A 17,499-nucleotide genomic window follows, 5' to 3' on the forward strand; every position below is an offset into this window, starting at 1 on the left:
AGGTTCTTCAAACGGGGTAGACCAGTGCGCCGGACAGCAGCTCGGTGTCAAAGACGACCAACCGTTCCCTGAAGCGGAGTTCGGGGCCGCTGGCATCCACGACGTCGAAGCTGCGGCCCACGAGCTGCAGTTGGGTGATGCCATCGATCAGCGTCTGATAGACCACGATCATGCTGCGGCATTGCACGCCTTCGCCTTCGCCATCGACGACGCGAACGCCGCTGACGAGGTGCGTCACGCTGCGCGCGGAATACACCAGAGTTTCCCGGATGGCGACCACACGATCGGTGAGCGCACCTTTGCTTTCGGCAAACATCGGGCCGATGCGCAATCCCCGGTCGTGGTTGGTCCGCGGCACCAGCCGGTAAAGACAGTCGTCGGTGAAGTACGACGGCCACTGTTCGATCTGGAGGTCGCAGAGTGTCTCGGCGTAACGCTTGTAGTGGTCTTCAACGCGCTGTTGCAACGTCAACTCGGGCATGCTGGGTCTCCCTGCAAGTAATGTGGTTTTCAAGGCGCGGGCTGGGTCTGGAGAGGGGGCGGGGGTGGCGAGGCTCTTTCGCCGGCTTGTGCCGGTTCCTCGCGATACAGCCGAGCCGATTCAAGAAGCGGTGCGTCGCTGACCGAGAAGAGAACCGCGCCCTCTTGACCGTCGCGATGGCGGTGCTCGTGCCATGCCCATGTGGGCACCACGAACACATCTCGCGGACCCCAGTGAAGTTCGGTGTCACCTACCACGGTTGTGCCCTCTCCTTCAATCACGTAGTACACCGTGCTCGCGGTGCGGCGCACGCGTTGGCCCGAGAATCCCGGTCGCAGTCGCTGCACGCAGCAGCGCAGCGTAGGCAGCACCGACCCCCCATGCATGGGGTCAACGTATTCCAGGATCACGTCGTCACAGGGACTGCCCTGCCCTTGGGAAAACAGGTCGAGTTGGGGCTTGACAGTGGCCCAGGGAAAGCGAAGTGGAAGGGCTCCCGCTACAGGCTTCTCCCACTGGGGCCGCACCATACCCACGCGCTCGCTTGCGTAATCGCGGCGTTCGGTCCGGATGGGCTGGGTCGTTTCGCCCAGAGGCTCATACGCCATCTGGCCGAGCGAGAGCATGAGTGGCACATCCAGTACGTCGAGCCACATGCCCAAATGATCGCTCTCGTTGTGGTGGTCGTGCCAGGTCCAGGCCGGTGTGAGCACCAGGTCGTTGGCCTCCATCGGAAGTTTCTCGCCTTCGACCACGGTGTAGAGCAGTGGGTCGCCCTCGATCACGAAGCGAAGTGCCGAGATCGGATGGCGATGGGCCCAGGCCACTTCGCCTGGCTTGACCGCCTGCATGCCAGCCAGCAGCGTCTGCGAGGTGCCGCCGCGCTCGAGACCGGGGTTGATAAAAGAGAGGTTGCGTCGTGCGGTGAAGCTCTCGGGCATGATTTCGCAGGACTCCATGAGCTTGCGATGCACAAGTGCCCATGGCCAGACCATGGGAACGGCCGTGGTCTTGGGACCGCCGATCAGGCGCTCCAGCATCTCATCGTATTGCCACTGTCCACGAATCGAGACCTCGGCGAGATCCTGGTCAAACTGCTTCATGCTCTTGGAAGCCGCCGGAAACGAAGGGTGGTTCATGAAAGTCCTTTCTGGCACGTCAAGCGCCGGCAAATTCACGCTGAAGACTGGACCAGCGCTGACCACAGATGCGTGAACCTTCCACATAGTCGGCTGGCGCTTCCAGGTAGGGTGGCCGCGAGGGGCCGGGATTGAAAAGACCGGCCTCACGAAAACGCACATGCCCCAGCTGAATGCTGTAGTCCATGAACTTGGAGAGGTCACCACCCGGAAACATGGGCTGCACCGCCCAGTTCAGCTTGTCACTGATGGTCTTGGCTGCGGCCCAGTCTCGAGAGGTCACTGCCTTGGCCAGTGCCACCATGGGCGCTGGCGCACACGCGACGCTGCCCGACCAGCAGGCCAGCGCCTGGTCGGGAAATTCCTGAGCCAGCTTGTACCAGTCGATCTCCAGCGGCAGCAACCGGATGCGGTCGCCTACCGCCCGCATGTCGGTAGCCAATGCAGGCCCACCCACGTGCTTGGCTGCGACCACCTCCGGAATCTGCGCCAGCGCAAGGTAGAGGTCGCGTGATATCTTCCCCTTGAACGCTGAGGGGTTGTCGTACACAACCAGCGGTACGCCGGGCAAAGCGCTGGCCACGTCTCGATAGAAGCGCAGGATGGCCACATCGTCCATGGCCAGCCACATCGGGCGGCCCACGAAAAGCCCGTCGGCGCCAAGTCCCATGAGTTCCCTGCCACGCTGGATCGTGTCGCGCGTGTTGAGCGTGGTTACCCCGGCAAACACCGGGCAGCTGCGACCCACCGCGCGGACCACCGCATCGGTGAAGGTGCGCAACTCGTCCCAGGTGAGCGTGGCGCATTCGCCAAAGGTGCCGGTGGTCATCACCACATCCACACCGGCATCCACCACGGCGCGCACCATCTTTTCGGTCTGTTCCAGCTCCACCGTGTTGGTGGCCTCCCAGCTTTCTGCGTCGGCGGTGGCGGGCGTCGGGATGATGCCCACCACGCCGCGAATATCCTGCATCGTGATCTTCATGTTTGCTCCGGTATGTGTTGGTGTGTTCAGACGCTGAGATATCGCGCCATGATGTCGGGTTCTGCGGCCAGGGACCCGGATGTGCCTGACCAGGCGACCCTCCCTTTTTCAATGACGTAGTGCCGGTCGGCCAGGTGTAACAACGGGCGCAGGTTCTTGTCGATCACCAGCATCGCAAGTCCCTGTGCCTTGAGCGACTCCAGGCACAGCCAGATCTCACGGCGCACAAGCGGTGCAAGGCCTTCGGTGGCTTCATCCAGGATCAGCAGACGGGGGTTGGTCATCAACGCCCGACCGATGGACAGCATCTGCTGTTCGCCTCCCGAGAGGTCGCTACCCAGGTTGCGTGCGCGCTCCTTCAGACGAGGAAACAGTGCATGCACATGATCCAGTGTCCATTGCGCGCCGGCGCCCTGGCGCTCGATTGCTGTGGCGATCAGGTTCTCACGCACGGTGAGGTTGGGAAAGATACCGCGCCCTTCGGGTACCAATCCGATGCCCCGTCGAGCGATTTCGTGGTCGGGGCGCCCCACCACGCTGCTGCCAGCGAAGTGGATCGAACCTGCCTTGATGGGCAGAATGCCCAGTAGGGTTTTGATCAGGGTGGACTTGCCCATGCCGTTGCGGCCGAGCAGCGTGACGAACTCGCCCGGGTGAATGGTCAGGCCCGCACCAAACAACACCTGACTGCTGCCGTAGCCTGCCACCAGATCCTGAGCATGAAGCAAAGGTTCGTTCACAACACGGCCTCCTCATCGCCGATGTAAGCCTCTCGAACCACAGGGTTGCCCCGTATCTCTGCTGCAGTACCCGAGGCGATCACCTTGCCATAGACCAGTACGCTGATGCGGTCGGCAAGCGCAAAGACGGCTTCGAGATCGTGCTCGATGAGCACGATCGCCGCGCTGCTTTTCAAGCGGCGCAACAAAGCCACGATGTCCTTCGACTCGCCTGGGCCGGTTCCCGCCATGGGCTCGTCGAGCAGCATCAGCGCAGGCTCAAGCGACATGACGATGGCCAGTTCCAGCTGGCGCCGTTGCCCGTGCGCGAGGTCAGCCACTTTGCAATCGGCCAGGTCCCCCAGCCCCGCGCAAGCCAGCGCGCTGTTGCCAGCGTCGACGATCTGCTGATCGCGGCCGGCATTGCGCAAAAAGCGAAAGCCATGGCCTGAGCGTGCCTGCACGGCCGTCATCACGTTTTCCAGTACAGAAAGTTCGTTGAAGAGCTCACTGATCTGATAGGACCGCGCAAGGCCCAGCAGGGCCCGCCGATGCACCGGCAGTCGAGTGATGTCCTTGCCCCGGAACTCGATGGTCCCTGCATCCGGTGCAATCTCTCCGGTGAGCTGGTTGATGAACGTTGTTTTGCCCGCTCCATTGGGGCCGATCACGGCATGTATCTCACCGGGCCTGACGTCAAAGTCAATGCCATCTGAGGCTCGCACACCGCGGAATTGCTTGACCAGTTGCTGAACACGAAGCAGCGCGCTCATGGCCGAACCTTCGAGGCGAGCAAACCCGCAATGCCGTGGCGGGTGTTCATGCCGACCACAACAATGAACAAACCGATCAGGGCCAGCCAGTGCGAGCGTATGAAGCCATCGGTCCCCATGGGCAATGGGATCGCCATGTTCGCCAGGAGCTCTTCCAGCAGCAGCAGGCAGATGGCGCCCAGCACGGGACCGAAAACGGTGCCGATGCCGCCCAGCACCACCATCACGATGAGCTCGCCTGATAAAGACCACTGCAGATAGGAAGGTGAGGTCAGGCGCGACAGATTGGCCAGCAGGAAGCCTGCCACGATGCACACCCAGGCCGAAAGCACGTACGCACAGAGCTTGTACAGCAGCACTGGGTAGCCTATGGCTGCCATGCGGCGCGCATTGAGGCGGCACCCTCGCAACGCCCATCCAAATCGCGAACGCGAAGCCATGCCCACGGCGAGCAGAACCAGCAGCAGGGTGATGAAGATGAAGTAGTAGAAATGCGTCGAGTCTTCGATACCCTGGCCCCAGAAGGTGCTTCGAGAAGCCAGTTGCATGCCGTCGTCGCCACCGTAGCGCTTGAGGCTGATCACGATGAAATAGAACATCTGCGCGAATGCCAGCGTGATCATGATGAAAGCCACACCGCTGGTGCGCAAGCACACCAGACCGATCAACAGAGCCAGGACGCCACCGGCCGCAAGCGCGGCGAAGAGCTGCAACCAACCGCTCTGAATACCCGCATCCGAGAGAATCACAACTGCATAGGCGCCCAAGCCCACATAGAGTGCATGCCCGAAGCTGACCATGCCACCGAAACCCAGTGCGATGTTCAGACCAACGGCCGCAATTGCCAGGATCAGTATCCGGCTGGCCAGAGTGATGTAGTAGGACTCACCCAGGGCATGCGCCACCATGGGCAGCACTGCCATTGCCATGAGGAGCAAGCCGGGTACCACGGCAGGCAGAAGGTTTCTGGATAATTTAGCCATGTTTGACAGGGAACAGGCCTTGCGGACGCACGGCCAGCACAAAGGCCATGAAGAGATAGATGAGGACAGAAGCCAGCGCCGGTCCAGCCGCCTGCGCAACCTGGCGCTCGAACACCTCGCGCAGCAGCAGCGGCAGGAACGCCCGGCCCATGGTGTCGACCATGCCGATGATCATGGCGCCCAGGAAAGCCCCTCGAATGGAGCCGATACCGCCGGTCACGATCACCACCAACGTCATGATCAGCACGGGCTCGCCCATTCCTGGTTGTACCGAACTGATTGGCCCTGCCATGAGTCCAGCCAGGCCCGCCAGTGCTGCGCCGAGCGCAAACAGCCAACGCTTGAGGCGCACGATATCGACGCCCAAGGCACGCACCATGTCCGGGCGGACCGCACCCGCTCGCACCAGCATGCCCATGCGGGTGCGGTGGATCAGGAGGTACAGCGCCAGCGCGACCGCCATGGCGACGCCAATGATCATCAGGCGGTAGGCGGGGTAGTTCACGCCCATGAGCGAAACCGCCCCAGCCAGCGCCGCAGGCCCGGCCATGTGTACCGAGGTGGGCCCCCAGACGATGCGGGCCAGCTCATTGAAGAACAACACCAAGCCAAAGGTCACCAGCACCTGATCCAGGTGTTCCCGGTGGTACAGGCGTGCTACCACCAAGCGCTCCACTGCCATGCCCAGCAACAGCGCGCCCCCTACACCTGTGATCGCCGCCACCGCGAAGGAGCCCGACACCTGGTAGCCCGCTGCAGCGAAATAGGCGCCCATCATGTAGAGCGAACCGTGCATGAGGTTGACGAAGCGCATGATGCCGAACACCAGTGTGAGCCCCGCTGACAGCAGGAACAGCAACGCGCCGAGCTGAATGCCATTGAGCAACTGGGTGAGGAAGAGAGCAAGCGTCATGACTGTGCGCGGTTCCAGCGGAGTGGTTTCATTTCATCGCGCACTGGGCGTGGTAGTTGTCGGCTTGAGCCTTGAATGGGGTTGCCACCGTCTTCAGACTCACGCGACCGCGAGCGTCCTTGGCGACTTCCTGGATGTGGAAGTCCTGCACGGGGAAATTGTTGTTGCCGAACTTGAACGGACCGCGCACCGAGTCGAAATCTGCGGCCTTGAGCGCCGCCATGAAGGCTTTCTTGTCCGCCACATTGCCCTTGACCTTGGCCAGGGCCGAGTCCAGCAACTGCGCAGCGTCGTAGCCTTGCGCGGCGAAGGCGGCCGGAATGCGGTTGTGCTTGCGTTCGAATTCATCCACGAATCGCTTGTTTGCCGGGTTGTCCAGGTCAGGTCCCCATGGGAACGCTCCAAGCACACCAATGGCGGTTTCCTTCAGGGCCGGCAAAGTGGTCCCGTCCACTGCACCTCCCGACATCAGCGGCACCTTGCCCAGTAGCCCAGCCTGCTGGTATTGACGAACAAAGTTGATCCCGAGGCCGCCTGGATAGAACACGAACACGCCATCAGGCTTGGTCACCGCCAACTGACTCAGTTCAGCCGAAAAGTCCGGCTGGTTGAGCGCGGTATAGACCTCGTCGATGATCTCGCCCTTGAAGGTGCGCTTGAATCCGGAAAGGAAGTCTTTGCCCGCCTGGTAGTTGGGCGCCATCAAGTAGACCCTCTTGTAGCCCTTCTGATTGGCGTGCACGCCGAACACCTCGGCGAGCTGGTCGACCTGCCATGACACGAGGAACTGATATGGCGAGCAGGCCGCTCCCGCGATGGGAGAAGGTCCGGCATTGGAGCCGATAAGGAAGACTTCTTTCTCTGTCACCGGGCGATGAATCGCCATCATGATGTTGGAGAAGGTCACGCCAGTGATGATGGAAACCTTGTCGCGTTCGATGAGACGCTGGACCACCTGACTGGCCACGTCGGGCTTGAGTTGCGTATCTTCCTTGATGATCTGGACCGGCACGCCGCCCAGCTTCCCGCCGTTGCGCTCCACCACCATCATGAAGCCGTCGTACTGATCCTGGCCCAACGCGCCCTGCGGTCCCGAGAGTTCGCCGACGAATCCGATTCGTACCGGCGCCTGGGCTTGGGCCTGGATGGCCATGAGTGAGGCAGACGCCAACAGCGCCAGTACCAGCTTGTCGAGTTTTTTCATGTGTGTCTCCTTGTGGGTGGGGTGGGGCGGGAAAGAATGACCATGAATGGCACTGTTGGTCAGGCGGTTCCCCTGACGATGTCTTGTGGCTGAAGGAAGACCACCCCGTCTCGTACCTCGACTCGAAAGATCCTGAGGGGCTCAACGCATGGGGCGGCCGTGGCCTGACCAGTGCGTACGTTGAACATGCCTTGGTGCAGCGGGCACTCAACCTCATCGCCAATGAGATAGCCATCGACCAGCGAGGCGTTGCCATGGGTGCAGGTGTCTTGCGTGGCGTATATGCAGCCGTCCACATGGAACAGGGCCACGGCTTGTCCTTGAAGCTCGCAGCGCCGCGCCTCGCCCGGGGGCAAGGCATCCAGCTGAATGACGGGAAGGAAGGGGGCGGTCATGAAGGGCGTTTGTTAAGACGGGCTGGAACAAAACAGATGGCACTTAGCCCGCGAATCGAGTGGATATTGTCTCCAATTTAATTAGATAACTAACTAAGTGTATTCCCTAGCATCCTCCGATCTCGGCGCCGGGCCGGTGGGTTTTCTTCAGCGCGGTGCGTGTGAGCCGTTCACGAACAGGGGCCGCACGCAGGTGGACCGAACGGAGCGTGCGCGGGCGAGCAGCTTGCGTTCGTGTTCCACCAGATTCGCACGGCCCACGCGCTGCTCGCCCAGGTTCTCGCGCATGCTGGCGTTTTCAGCATAGAACGCCTCGATGGCCTCGGCGTGGTCGCCTTGCTCGACACATTCGATGAAGCGTTCCAGGGTGTCGGGGGTGGGCATGTGATGTCCTCGTCAAGATGGCCGTTGTCAGCTCTTCCGGTTCTTCTTCAAATGGTAGGTGAGCGAAGCGGCGATGCAGAACGCCAGTGCATCTTCCGGCAGCTTGCCCTCGAGCGGCAGGAGCAAGGCCCGACGACCTTCGAAACGGAAGTCGTGGGGAAACAGGGTTCTGAAAGTGTCTACCAGCTGGGTCTGGCAATTGAAGTACATCGCACAGTGGCAGGGGTCTTTGTGTTTCCAGTCGATGCGCACGGTGCTACCGCTTCTGTTTGGGGTGAGGTAGGCGGGTTCGCCCCATTTCAGGGTCTCCTCGATCTCACCCACGCCTGCCGTGGTGGCCGCCGTGCGAAAGATCAGTTCCCGCAAGGCCTGCAACCGTCTGCGAGCCTGCGGCGGATACGCTTCGAATCGGGCCGCCACAGCAGCGTTGGTGAAGGGTCTCATGAAGTGCGTTCCACCAGCTTCAGCAGGTTGCCGCGCGCCACGAGCTCTCGCGCTGCGGGGCTCAACTGGCGCAGGAAGTTCTGCACGCTCTGGAACTTCATGGCCTCGCTCTCGGCGGAGCGGTGGCTGGCGTCGGTGCCGACCAGGAAACGTTCGGGTTGGCGTTCGATGAAGGCGAGCCACTGCGGCCAGACGTTCTGGCCGTCGCGCAGGATGGTGTAGTCCGGCGAGCGTGGGTGCACCGGCCAGGTCCGTGCGCTGAGTTCGTAGTGCAGGTTGGCGTGCTGCTCCAGCATGCGCTGCGCGATGAACAAGGGCGTGTAGCCGCCGTGCGCCCAGATCACGGGCACGTCCGGAAAGGCGCGCAGCAGTTCGCTGAACTCGCGCAACCGCGTCCATTCGGCGTGCACCATCACCGGCACGCGGTGCTTGCGCGCCAGCGCGAGGATGCCCCGCAGCGTGGCGCCGTTGGGGTTGAAGTCGGCCTCGGGCAGGCCGGGCGAAGGGAAGTGCGTGACCGAGATTTCGCCGATGCCGCGGTACAGGCCGGTGGCCAGCAGGGCGTCGAGCGTGTCCAGCAGCCGCGCATCGTCCTGCTCCCAGCCGCGCCGGTAGGCGGCGCGCTCGGGCGAAATGGAGACAAACGGAATGAAGCGGTCCGGGTGGCGCTTCGCGCTGGCGGCCACGCTCTCGTTGTCGCTGTTGCGCCCCCAGAACACCACGGCACGCTCCACGCCATGGCGCTGCATCAGGTCGAGCTGCATGCGCTCGTCGTTCAGGTGCACGTGGGCGTCGATAAAGGGGATGTTGTCTGGCTCGGCGGCACGGGCGCCCGTGCCGCCGAGCGCCAGAGAACAGAGGAGCGCGGTGGTGGCAAGGAATCTGTTGATCCGGATGGGCATGGAGGATGAGCGTGGGGGGAAGCAGGATTGTCGTCACAAGGCGGGCGCATGGCCAGCCGCAAGCGCCCGCGCATACCGCCCGGGCGCTTCCCCCACATGCCGGCTGAAGGCGGTGCTGAAGGTGCTGGCCGAGCTGTAGCCCACGCGTTCGGCCACTTCGGCAATGGCGGGTGCGTCGTGGCGGCGTAGCAGGTCCTTGGCCAGCGCCATGCGCCAGGCCAGCAGGTACTCCATGGGGCGCAGGCCCACGGCTCGCAGGAAGCGGTTGAAGAACGCCGAGCGCGACAGCGCCGCTTGAGCGGCGAGTTCTTCCACCGTCCACGCGCGTGCCGGGTCTTCGTGCATCAGGCGCATGGCCACGGCCAGCCGGGCATCGGCCAGGCCGCGCAACAGGCCCTGTGACGTGGCTTGCGCACTGCTCGAGCGCAGAGCCTCGATCAGCAGGATTTCGACCAGCCGTGCCAGCACGAGATCGCGGCCCGGTCGCTGGTCCAGCGATTCTTCCCTCACCAGTTTCACGAGCACCGGAAGCCGCTCCACGCCGCGCACATGCAACAGCGTCGGCAACAGCGACACCAGCAAGGACGCATCGGGCGAGTCGAAGGCGAAGTAGCCACCGAGCATGCGCACGTCTGGCGGACCGTCGGGGTCGCCGTGGCGCAGTTCGTTTTCGGACGCCGGCACCAGGTTCGGGTCCATGGTCACGGGCGCCACAGGCTCCAGGCCCGACAGGGTGAACCCCGGCGTGGCGGGCATGAGCACGAAGTCGCCGGCTGCCAGCGTAAGGGGCTCCTGGCCGTCCACCGCCAGCAGGCACTGGCCTTCGAGCATGGTGCAGAAGCTGGGCTCGCCGAACGCCGAGTAGCGAACGCCCCAGGCGCCGGCGCCGCTGATCACTTTGGAGAACACCGCGCGCGGCCGCAGCAGGGCAATGACTTCAGCCAATGGATCGGTCACGATTGGACTCTTGCAAACAAAATATGGACGATTGATTGTAGATGGTATCGAATCGCCCACGTATCGTTGCGGCTTCCGTTCACCAACCCCAAGGAAACCGCTCATGAAAACCGTTCTGATCACCGGCTGCTCGTCCGGCTATGGCCTGGAAACCGCACGCCACTTTCACGCCAAAGGCTGGAACGTGGTCGCCACCATGCGCATGCCGCGCACCGAGTTGCTGCCCCCTGCCGAGCGCCTGCGCGTGCTGGCGTTGGACGTCACCCGACCCGAAAGCATCGCCCACGCGCTGGAGGCCGCGGGGCCCATCGACGTGCTGGTGAACAACGCCGGCCTCGGCCTGTTCGGCGCGTTCGAAGCCACCCCGATGACCACCGTGCGCGACATCTTCGAGACCAACACGTTCGGCACCATGGCGATGACGCAGGCGGTGTTGCCGCAGTTCCGCGAGCGTCGCGCGGGCGTGGTGGTGAACGTCACGTCCAGCGCCACGCTGGCGCCCATGCCGCTCGTGGCGGCCTACACGGCGAGCAAGACCGCGGTGGAGGGCTTCACCGAGTCGCTCGCGCACGAGCTCGCCGCGTTCAACGTGCGCGTCAAGCTGGTCGAGCCGGGCTATGCGCCCACCACGAGCTTTGCCGAGAACGGCGCCGAGCGCATGCAGGGGCTGCTGCCCGAGGCTTATGCAGGCTACGCACAGACCATCTTTGCCGCATTCGGGCAGCAATCGGCATTCACGCGCGAATCGGACGTGGCCGAAGCCGTGTGGTTCGCTGCGAACGATGGGTCGGCCCGGCTGCACTACGCGGCGGGCGCGGACGCGGTGGCGCTGGCCCGGCAGGCCGATGGCAGGCGGGTCGCATGAAGCCGCGCACCCTGTTGCTGAGCGCCTGTGCCGCTGCCCTGGCGGTGGTCGCCGGTTGCGCCTCCACCGGACAAGCAGTGCTGCCGGATCTGTCGACGCGCACGCTGGTCCAGGTTCGCGACGGTGGCCCGACGCGGCCGGTGAGCGGTGAGCAACCCACCGTGGCCCTGGTGCTGGGCGGTGGCGGGCTGCGCGGTTTCGCCCATGTGGGCGCACTGCTCGCGCTGGAAGAGGCCGGCATCCGGCCGCACATCGTGGTGGGCACGTCGGCCGGCTCCGTGGTTGGCGCTGCTTACGCCAGTGGCCTGAACGCGGCGCAGATCCGGCAGGCGGCGATGGAGGTCAAGGTGTCCTCGCTGCTGGACTTCACCTGGCGTTCCGGCGGCATCATCCAAGGCAACCACCTCGCCAGCTGGGTCGGCGACGTCACCGGAAGTGTGCCGATCGAACAATTTCCCACCCGCTTCGCCGCGGTCGCCACCGACCTCCAGAGCGGCCAGGCCGTTCTGATCGAGAAGGGATCGGCCGGACGCGCCATCCAGGCTTCGTCTGCCGTCCCTGGGGTGAACGTGCCAGTGCCTTATGCCGCCGGTCACCTCATCGACGGAGGCATCACGAGCCTGGTGCCGGTGCGTTTTGCGCGTGCCATGGGCGCCGACGTCGTGATTGCCATCGACATCTATTGCCGCAGCCCCCGTGTGGCGGGCATGAGCATTCCCTCCGTCATCGGGCAGGTGATGCAGACGCAGAGCTGCCTCGTTGCCGCGCCGGAAATGGCCGAGGCCGATCTGCTCATCGCACCGGTGACCGATGTGCCGGGCATGTCGGCGAAGGCCGAGAAGGAGCGCGTGATCGAGGCGGGCTACCAGGCCACGCGCGAAGCCCTGCGGCGCTGGCGCGCAAGCGGTGCTGCCGATGCCTAGGCCATGGTGGTGGTGCTCTCCAGCACGTCGCGCAATGCCACGTGCCCGATGAACGCGCCTGTGCTGCGAGCGGCCTCACCGTGCTCTACCGCGTGGGCGAAATGCACCGCAGGCTCTGCCTTCAGGCGTTCGTGGAGCGCATGCAAGGCGGGGAAGTCGCGTCGGTCCAGCACCTGGTGGAAATCGCTCCAGCGCGCAATGCCCATGAAGTAGGCGTCGGCGGCGGAGCGCTGCGTGCCAGCCAGCCAGGGGTTCGAGCCCAGCATGTTTTCCAGGTCCGCGTGGACCTTGCGCACCTTGTGGTGCCCCATGGCCGTCAGGGTGCGCTGCTCGCCGCCTTCCAGGCCGTGCTCCATCGCGTACCAGAGAGGCGAGAACGACTCGAAGAAGTCGGTGTTGAGAAAGGCCAGCACTTCATTGAATCGGTCGAACCCGGGTGTGCCCTGTGGAGGCACCAGGCCGCTGCCCGGGCTGTGTGCGCCGATATGGTGGAGGATGGCCATGCTCTGGTTCACCTGGCGTCCTTCGGCGGTGCGCAGCGACGGTGTCTCCGCCACCGCGTTGATGCGACGGTAGGCTTCGCTGCTCACCACGGCAGGCATGTCGATGCGGCAAAGCTGGTAGGGCAGGCCGCTCCATTCGAGCGCCACGATGGCGCCGAACGAACAGCCTTCGGGCACGCCGTAGAAAAGGATGGGATGCATGAAAAAGCTCCTGGGGTTTGATGAAGGAGCAGATTCTTGCGGCGTGGACGATGACTGGCTAGACCGTGGAAAGTGGATGCAAAGTCTACATCTGTGGACAATGGCGCCATGAACCTCAACGACCTCACCCTGTTCGCCCAGGCCGTGGAAAGCGGTGGCTTTGCACCGGCGGCGCGGCGCTTCTCGGTACCGAAGTCCACCCTGAGCAAGCGCGTGGCCGCGCTGGAAACCAGTCTGGGTGTGCGCCTGATCGAGCGCAATTCCCGCAGCTTCCACCTGACCGAGACCGGGCGCGATTTCTACCAGCACGCGCGCGCCGCGCTCATCGAAGTGGAGAGCGCGCAGCACATCGTGCAGCAGCGACTGGCCGAACCAAGTGGCACGGTGCGCATCACCGCCGCTGTGCCGGTGGTGCAGTTCCTGCTGGCGCCGCACCTGCCGGCGCTGGCGGGTCAGTGGCCTCGGCTGCAGCTCCAGCTGCACGCCAGCGACCGCTTCGTGGATCTGGTGCAGGAGGGGTTCGACATCGCGGTGCGCAGCCACTTTGCGCCGCTGCCCGATTCGGGCCTGGTGCAACGCACCTTGATGGTGGAGCCGGTGTGGCTGGTGGCGGCGCCGGCCTTGTTGCAAGAGTTGGGCACGCCGCGCAAGCCGGGCGATCTGCTCAAACTACCGGGCTTGCTGACCTCGCCCGAAGCGAGCGAGTGGTCATTGCGCCGCGACGATGGCGAAACTCAGGCCGTGGCCGTGGCGCCCCGCTTGGTGGCGGACGAATCGGTCGCGCTGCTGCACGCGGCCAGCGCCGGGCTGGGCGTCACCTGCCTGCCGCAAGGCATCTGCCGCCATCACCTGGCGCGCGGTGAACTGGTGCGTGTGCTGCCGCGCTGGACCGCCGGCAGCGTCACCACCACGGCATTGGTACCGCACCGGCGCAGCCTGCTGCCGTCGGTGCGGGCGGTGCTGGATTTTCTGTCGGCGCACTTGTCCACGCCGACGTGACTCACTCCGCCTCGATGCCTGCCGCCTTGATCACACGGCCCCACAGCTCCGTCTCGCTGGCCTGGAACTTCACCAGGTCGGCGGGTGAGGTGGGGAACACCTCGCCGCCGCTGTTGGCGAAGAACTGGCGCACGCCCTGGCTGTCAATGGCCTTGTGCAGCAGTTCGTTGAGGCGGTTCACCACCGGCGCGGGCGTGCCGGCCGGTGCGTAGGCGGCGAACCAGTAGCCCATGTCGTAGCCCTTCACACCCGCCTCGGCGATGGTGGGCACGTCGGGCAGGGCGGCCATGCGCTTCGATGCCGTCACGCCGAGCGCGCGCACCTTGCCGGTGGTGATCTGCGGCATGCCGGTGGAGGCGTCGGTGAACATCATGGTGATCTGGCCACCCAGCAGGTCGGTGATGCCCATGGGGTTGCTGCGGTAGGGCACGTGCAGGATGTTCACGCTGGCCAGTTGCTGGAACAGCTCGCCCGCGACGCGGCTGGACGAACTGCCGCTGCCGAACGAGAGCTTGCCCGGCGCTGCCTTGGCGGCGGCCAGCACGTCGGCCACGGTCTTGTAGGGTGCATCGGCGCGCACGATCATGATCTGCCCGCCCTTGCCGATGCCGGTGATGGCCGCAAAGTCCTTCACCGGGTCGTACGAGAGCTTCTTGTACAGGTGCTGGTTCGCCGCGTGCGTGGTGTTGGTGGTGATCAGGACCGTGTGGCCGTCCTTGGGCGCAGCGGCCACGGCCTGCGCGGCGATCATGCCGCTGGCGCCGGCCTTGTTGTCCACCACCACCGGCTGCCCGGTCTGCTCGCCCACCGATTGTCCGAGCGCGCGCGCCAGGATGTCGGTGGCGCTGCCGGCAGCGAAGGGCACCACGAACGTGATGGGCTTGGTGGTCAGCGAGGCCTGGGCCAGGGCTGCAGGCAGCGCGAGCACCGAAGCAAGGGCAACCACGGCGTGGCGGCGGGTGAACGTGTTGATCATGTCTGTCTCCTTGTTGGATGGGGATGGAAACTGCGTCAACCCGAAGGGCCGCGCAGATGGGAAACCAGGTTGTCGGGAATCTCCAGTTCGAGTTCCAGCAGATGAAAGGACAGCGCCTTGCCATGGCTGTCGAGGTTCAGGGCGTCGTTCACGCCACCGTCCAGCACGTCGTCGAGCACGAAGTTCAGGGCGTGCAGATTCGGCAGCTGGTGGCACACCACCTGTCTGGGTGCGCGGTGGCGGAAATGCGAGGACACGCGCTCGGCGGTGATCTGCGCTTCGATGTGCGGCCAGAGCGCTTCGCTCCAGGCAATCACGCTGATGTTGGAGCGGTTGCCCTTGTCGCCAGTGCGGCCGTGGGCGGCGCGCCAGAGCGGTACCTGGATGGTGTTGCTCATGCCACCGTCTCCAGCATGCTGTAGCCCGTGGGCACATGTTCACGACGCAGCGGGCAGGACACGGTGCCCAGCGTGGGCCGCAGCGCGGTGCGCACACCGCCGCCGCCAGCCGGCCCGCAGGTGTAGAGCGCATTGACCTCGCGCGTCAGGCGCTGGGCGGTGGCCCTGTCCGCATGTCGCGTGGCCACGCGCAGGCGCACGTCGGTTGCAGCACCCTGTGGCACCTCCTGCAACCAGTGGCCCTGGTCGTCGGCCAGCACGCTGGAAACGCCAATCAGGTCGATGCGCAGCGCACCGATGCCATGCAGGCGTCGGGTCAGGATGTCGGCGGCGAGCCGGGCACGTTGTTCGGCGCGCACACCGGCGTAGGAAATCTCGCCCTCGGCCAGCCAGCCGCTCTCGAAGCACACGTTCACCTTCAGCGTGTCCGGCCGGCCATGGCCGCGCACGCCCGACAGCCGAACCCGGTCGGGTCCTACCTGCTTCACCTGCGCATGGGTGATGTCGGTCACCACATCGGGTGTGAGGTAGGCGGCAGGGTCGTGCACTTCGTAGAGCAGCTGTTCTTTCACCGTGTGCTCGTCGACCATGCCTCCAGTGCCTTCGGGCTTGTAGATGGTGCAGCTGCCATCGGACTCGATGGCGGCAATGGGGTAGCCCACCCGTGCGAGGTCGGGCACGTCCTTCACCCCGGGGTCGGCGTAGTAGCCACCCGTTACCTGCGCGCCGCATTCCAGCAGGTGACCCGCCATGGTGGCGCCGGCGATGCGGTCCCAGTCGTCCATGCGCCAGCCGTGGTGGGCCAGCGCGGGCCCGAGCACCAGCGAAGGGTCGGCAACGCGGCCCGTCACCACCACATCGGCGCCAGCGCGCAGTGCGTCGGCAATGGCCTGCGCGCCGATGTAGGCATTGGCGCTGATCACCGCGCGACCGGCGAGTGCGGCCTGCAGAGCCGGCGTCATCAACTGGTCGGTTACCAGGCGGGACACGTCGTCCCCGTGCACCACGGCCACACGCGGTTCGCGCAAACCCAGCGATTTCGCGATGGCGAGGATGCGCATGCCCGCCCCTTGCGGATTGGCAGCACCGAAATTGCTCACGATCGGAATGCGGTGCGCCAGACAGCGCGCGAGCACGGGGCGCACCAGGTCGTCCAGCAGTGGCTCGAAGCCGCCCTCGGGATCCTGCAGACGGGCGAGCTGGGCCAGGGCCAGCGTGCGCTCGGCCAGCGTCTCGAAAATCAGGCAGGCCGGTTCGCCGGTATGGATGAGGGCATCCACCACGGCATCTGCGGCGTCGACGCGGTCACCGGAAAAGCCGGCGGCCGAACCCACGTGGAGAAGTCTTGTGTCTGCCATGCCGGGCACTTTAGGTGCGATGCAATCATTCTGGAAACTCAAAGTTCAGATATATTGATTCGTGATGCAGATCAATCTTTCCACCCGCGAATTGCGTGCCTTCGTCGCACTGGCCGAGCAGCGCAACTTCACCCGGGCAGCTTCGCTGTGCCACCTCTCGCAACCGGCGTTCTCCGCGCTCATCCGCTCTCTGGAGACCAACCTGGGTGGTCGCCTGTTCGAGCGCACCACGCGGCACGTGGAGCTCACGGCAGAAGGCGATGCGTTTCTCGACGCCGCGCTGCGCCTGCTCAAGGACGCGGACGGCGCCATCGAGGGCGTGCGCGACCATGTGGCCCGCCGCCGTGGGCGTGTGGCCATTGCCATCCTGCCCTCGCTGGCGGCTGGGTGGTTGCCGCCGCTGCTGGCCCGGTTTCACCAGGCGCACCCGGGCATCGAGCTGGATGTGGCGGACGTTCTCTCTGACGAATGCCTGGAGCGCGTGCGTGCGGGCCGCGCGGATTTCGCGCTCGCATCGACGCGCACCGATCTGCCCGAGCTCCGCACCGAGCGCTTCTGTTCGGACGACTTTCATGTGGTGTACCCGAAAGGCCACTCGCTGGCGAAGGCAGCGGGCCCGGTGCGCCTGGGTGAACTGCATGCCTTCCCCATCATCCAGCTCGCGCGCTCCAGCAGCGTGCGCCAGTACGTGGAGGCCGCGCTCTACCCACACCGCATGCGCACCGTGCTCGAGCTGGAACAGCTCAGCACCGTGGCCGGCATGGTGCAGGCGGGCCTGGGCATCACCATCGTTCCTTCGCTCACGCTGTTCCATTTCCATCAGCCCGACCTGCTGGCGCGCAAGATCCGGTCCACCGGACTCAAAAGGCAGGTGTTCCTGATCCGCCGCGCCGACCGCGCGTTGTCTTCTGCGGCGCAAGGCTTGTACGCCTTGCTCATGAAGCACCGGCCCTGACACCTGGGTGCGCGAGCGCACAGACCCTCCCGTCGTCCAGCA

General features: G+C 64.7%; 21 protein-coding genes. 4 read left to right on the plus strand and 17 right to left on the minus strand.

What is annotated here, in order from left to right:
* Positions 1-7: 7 nt before the first annotated feature.
* The 13 genes from ACTIF6_RS04280 to ACTIF6_RS04340 form a co-directional block, all read right to left on the minus strand.
* Positions 8-481 (minus strand): aromatic-ring-hydroxylating dioxygenase subunit beta, encoded by a 474-nt coding sequence (locus ACTIF6_RS04280; protein ID WP_439586768.1) that lies wholly within the window; start codon positions 479-481, stop codon positions 8-10.
* A 29-nt stretch (positions 482-510) separates the two neighbouring features.
* Positions 511-1,620 (minus strand): cupin domain-containing protein, encoded by a 1,110-nt coding sequence (locus ACTIF6_RS04285; protein ID WP_439586769.1) that lies wholly within the window; start codon positions 1,618-1,620, stop codon positions 511-513.
* A gap of 19 nt (positions 1,621-1,639) precedes the next feature.
* Complete coding sequence (locus tag ACTIF6_RS04290; protein WP_439586770.1) at positions 1,640-2,605, minus strand: dihydrodipicolinate synthase family protein; 966 nt, start codon at positions 2,603-2,605, stop codon at positions 1,640-1,642.
* Between the two features lie 26 nt (positions 2,606-2,631).
* Positions 2,632-3,345, minus strand: a complete 714-nt coding sequence (locus ACTIF6_RS04295) for an ABC transporter ATP-binding protein (RefSeq protein WP_439586771.1) — start codon at positions 3,343-3,345, stop codon at positions 2,632-2,634.
* Positions 3,342-4,097 (minus strand): ABC transporter ATP-binding protein, encoded by a 756-nt coding sequence (locus tag ACTIF6_RS04300; RefSeq protein WP_439586772.1) that lies wholly within the window; start codon positions 4,095-4,097, stop codon positions 3,342-3,344. The genes ACTIF6_RS04295 and ACTIF6_RS04300 overlap by 4 nt, the downstream gene beginning before the upstream one ends.
* A complete protein-coding gene (locus ACTIF6_RS04305; protein ID WP_439586773.1) occupies positions 4,094-5,026 on the minus strand; it encodes a branched-chain amino acid ABC transporter permease in 933 nt (310 codons plus the stop codon). The genes ACTIF6_RS04300 and ACTIF6_RS04305 overlap by 4 nt, the downstream gene beginning before the upstream one ends.
* 46 nt (positions 5,027-5,072) lie before the next feature.
* Positions 5,073-5,993, minus strand: coding sequence for a branched-chain amino acid ABC transporter permease (locus ACTIF6_RS04310; protein WP_439586774.1), 921 nt, complete (start codon positions 5,991-5,993; stop codon positions 5,073-5,075).
* A 28-nt stretch (positions 5,994-6,021) separates the two neighbouring features.
* Positions 6,022-7,197 (minus strand): ABC transporter substrate-binding protein, encoded by a 1,176-nt coding sequence (locus ACTIF6_RS04315; RefSeq protein WP_439586775.1) that lies wholly within the window; start codon positions 7,195-7,197, stop codon positions 6,022-6,024.
* Between the two features lie 59 nt (positions 7,198-7,256).
* Positions 7,257-7,592 carry a non-heme iron oxygenase ferredoxin subunit gene (locus ACTIF6_RS04320; RefSeq protein WP_439586776.1) on the minus strand — a complete coding sequence of 112 codons (336 nt, stop codon included), beginning with the start codon at positions 7,590-7,592 and terminating at the stop codon, positions 7,257-7,259.
* 147 nt (positions 7,593-7,739) lie between these two features.
* Positions 7,740-7,976, minus strand: coding sequence for a hypothetical protein (locus tag ACTIF6_RS04325; RefSeq protein WP_439586777.1), 237 nt, complete (start codon positions 7,974-7,976; stop codon positions 7,740-7,742).
* 27 nt (positions 7,977-8,003) lie between these two features.
* A complete protein-coding gene (locus ACTIF6_RS04330; RefSeq protein WP_439586778.1) occupies positions 8,004-8,420 on the minus strand; it encodes a DUF1801 domain-containing protein in 417 nt (138 codons plus the stop codon).
* Entirely contained in the window at positions 8,417-9,322 is a 906-nt protein-coding gene (locus ACTIF6_RS04335; protein WP_439586779.1) for an amidohydrolase family protein, read from the minus strand. Before ACTIF6_RS04335 ends, ACTIF6_RS04330 begins: the two co-directional genes overlap by 4 nt.
* A 33-nt stretch (positions 9,323-9,355) precedes the next feature.
* A complete protein-coding gene (locus ACTIF6_RS04340; protein WP_439586780.1) occupies positions 9,356-10,279 on the minus strand; it encodes an AraC family transcriptional regulator in 924 nt (307 codons plus the stop codon).
* A 103-nt stretch (positions 10,280-10,382) separates the two neighbouring features.
* On the opposite strand from ACTIF6_RS04340, the gene ACTIF6_RS04345 reads away from it, so the two are divergent.
* Both ACTIF6_RS04345 and ACTIF6_RS04350 read left to right on the plus strand, forming a co-directional pair.
* Positions 10,383-11,144: an SDR family oxidoreductase gene (locus tag ACTIF6_RS04345; RefSeq protein ID WP_439586781.1), complete on the plus strand. Its 762-nt coding sequence runs from the start codon at positions 10,383-10,385 to the stop codon at positions 11,142-11,144.
* Positions 11,141-12,067 carry a patatin-like phospholipase family protein gene (locus tag ACTIF6_RS04350; RefSeq protein ID WP_439586782.1) on the plus strand — a complete coding sequence of 309 codons (927 nt, stop codon included), beginning with the start codon at positions 11,141-11,143 and terminating at the stop codon, positions 12,065-12,067. The genes ACTIF6_RS04345 and ACTIF6_RS04350 overlap by 4 nt, the downstream gene beginning before the upstream one ends.
* On the opposite strand, the gene ACTIF6_RS04355 is transcribed toward ACTIF6_RS04350, so the two are convergent.
* Positions 12,064-12,771 (minus strand): glutathione S-transferase family protein, encoded by a 708-nt coding sequence (locus ACTIF6_RS04355; RefSeq protein WP_439586783.1) that lies wholly within the window; start codon positions 12,769-12,771, stop codon positions 12,064-12,066. The two genes, ACTIF6_RS04350 and ACTIF6_RS04355, sit on opposite strands and share 4 nt — an antisense overlap.
* Positions 12,772-12,879: 108 nt before the next feature.
* On the opposite strand from ACTIF6_RS04355, the gene ACTIF6_RS04360 reads away from it, so the two are divergent.
* Complete coding sequence (locus ACTIF6_RS04360) at positions 12,880-13,770, plus strand: LysR substrate-binding domain-containing protein (RefSeq protein ID WP_439586784.1); 891 nt, start codon at positions 12,880-12,882, stop codon at positions 13,768-13,770.
* 1 nt (position 13,771) lies between these two features.
* On the opposite strand, the gene ACTIF6_RS04365 is transcribed toward ACTIF6_RS04360, so the two are convergent.
* Genes ACTIF6_RS04365 through ACTIF6_RS04375 form a run of 3 tightly spaced genes read right to left on the minus strand, consistent with a single transcriptional unit; the run spans position 13,772 to position 16,502 of the window.
* Entirely contained in the window at positions 13,772-14,743 is a 972-nt protein-coding gene (locus ACTIF6_RS04365; protein ID WP_439586930.1) for a Bug family tripartite tricarboxylate transporter substrate binding protein, read from the minus strand.
* 38 nt (positions 14,744-14,781) lie between these two features.
* On the minus strand, positions 14,782-15,144 hold the full coding sequence (locus ACTIF6_RS04370) for an AtuA-related protein (RefSeq protein WP_439586785.1): 363 nt from the start codon (positions 15,142-15,144) through the stop codon (positions 14,782-14,784).
* Positions 15,141-16,502: an acyclic terpene utilization AtuA family protein gene (locus tag ACTIF6_RS04375; protein WP_439586786.1), complete on the minus strand. Its 1,362-nt coding sequence runs from the start codon at positions 16,500-16,502 to the stop codon at positions 15,141-15,143. The genes ACTIF6_RS04370 and ACTIF6_RS04375 overlap by 4 nt, the downstream gene beginning before the upstream one ends.
* A gap of 64 nt (positions 16,503-16,566) precedes the next feature.
* Between ACTIF6_RS04375 and ACTIF6_RS04380 the strand changes: the two genes are divergently transcribed.
* Positions 16,567-17,457 (plus strand): LysR substrate-binding domain-containing protein, encoded by an 891-nt coding sequence (locus ACTIF6_RS04380; protein ID WP_439586787.1) that lies wholly within the window; start codon positions 16,567-16,569, stop codon positions 17,455-17,457.
* Positions 17,458-17,499: the final 42 nt, after the last annotated feature.

It is taken from the genome of Hydrogenophaga sp. (assembly GCF_051860785.1).
Taxonomy (GTDB): domain Bacteria; phylum Pseudomonadota; class Gammaproteobacteria; order Burkholderiales; family Burkholderiaceae_C; genus Hydrogenophaga.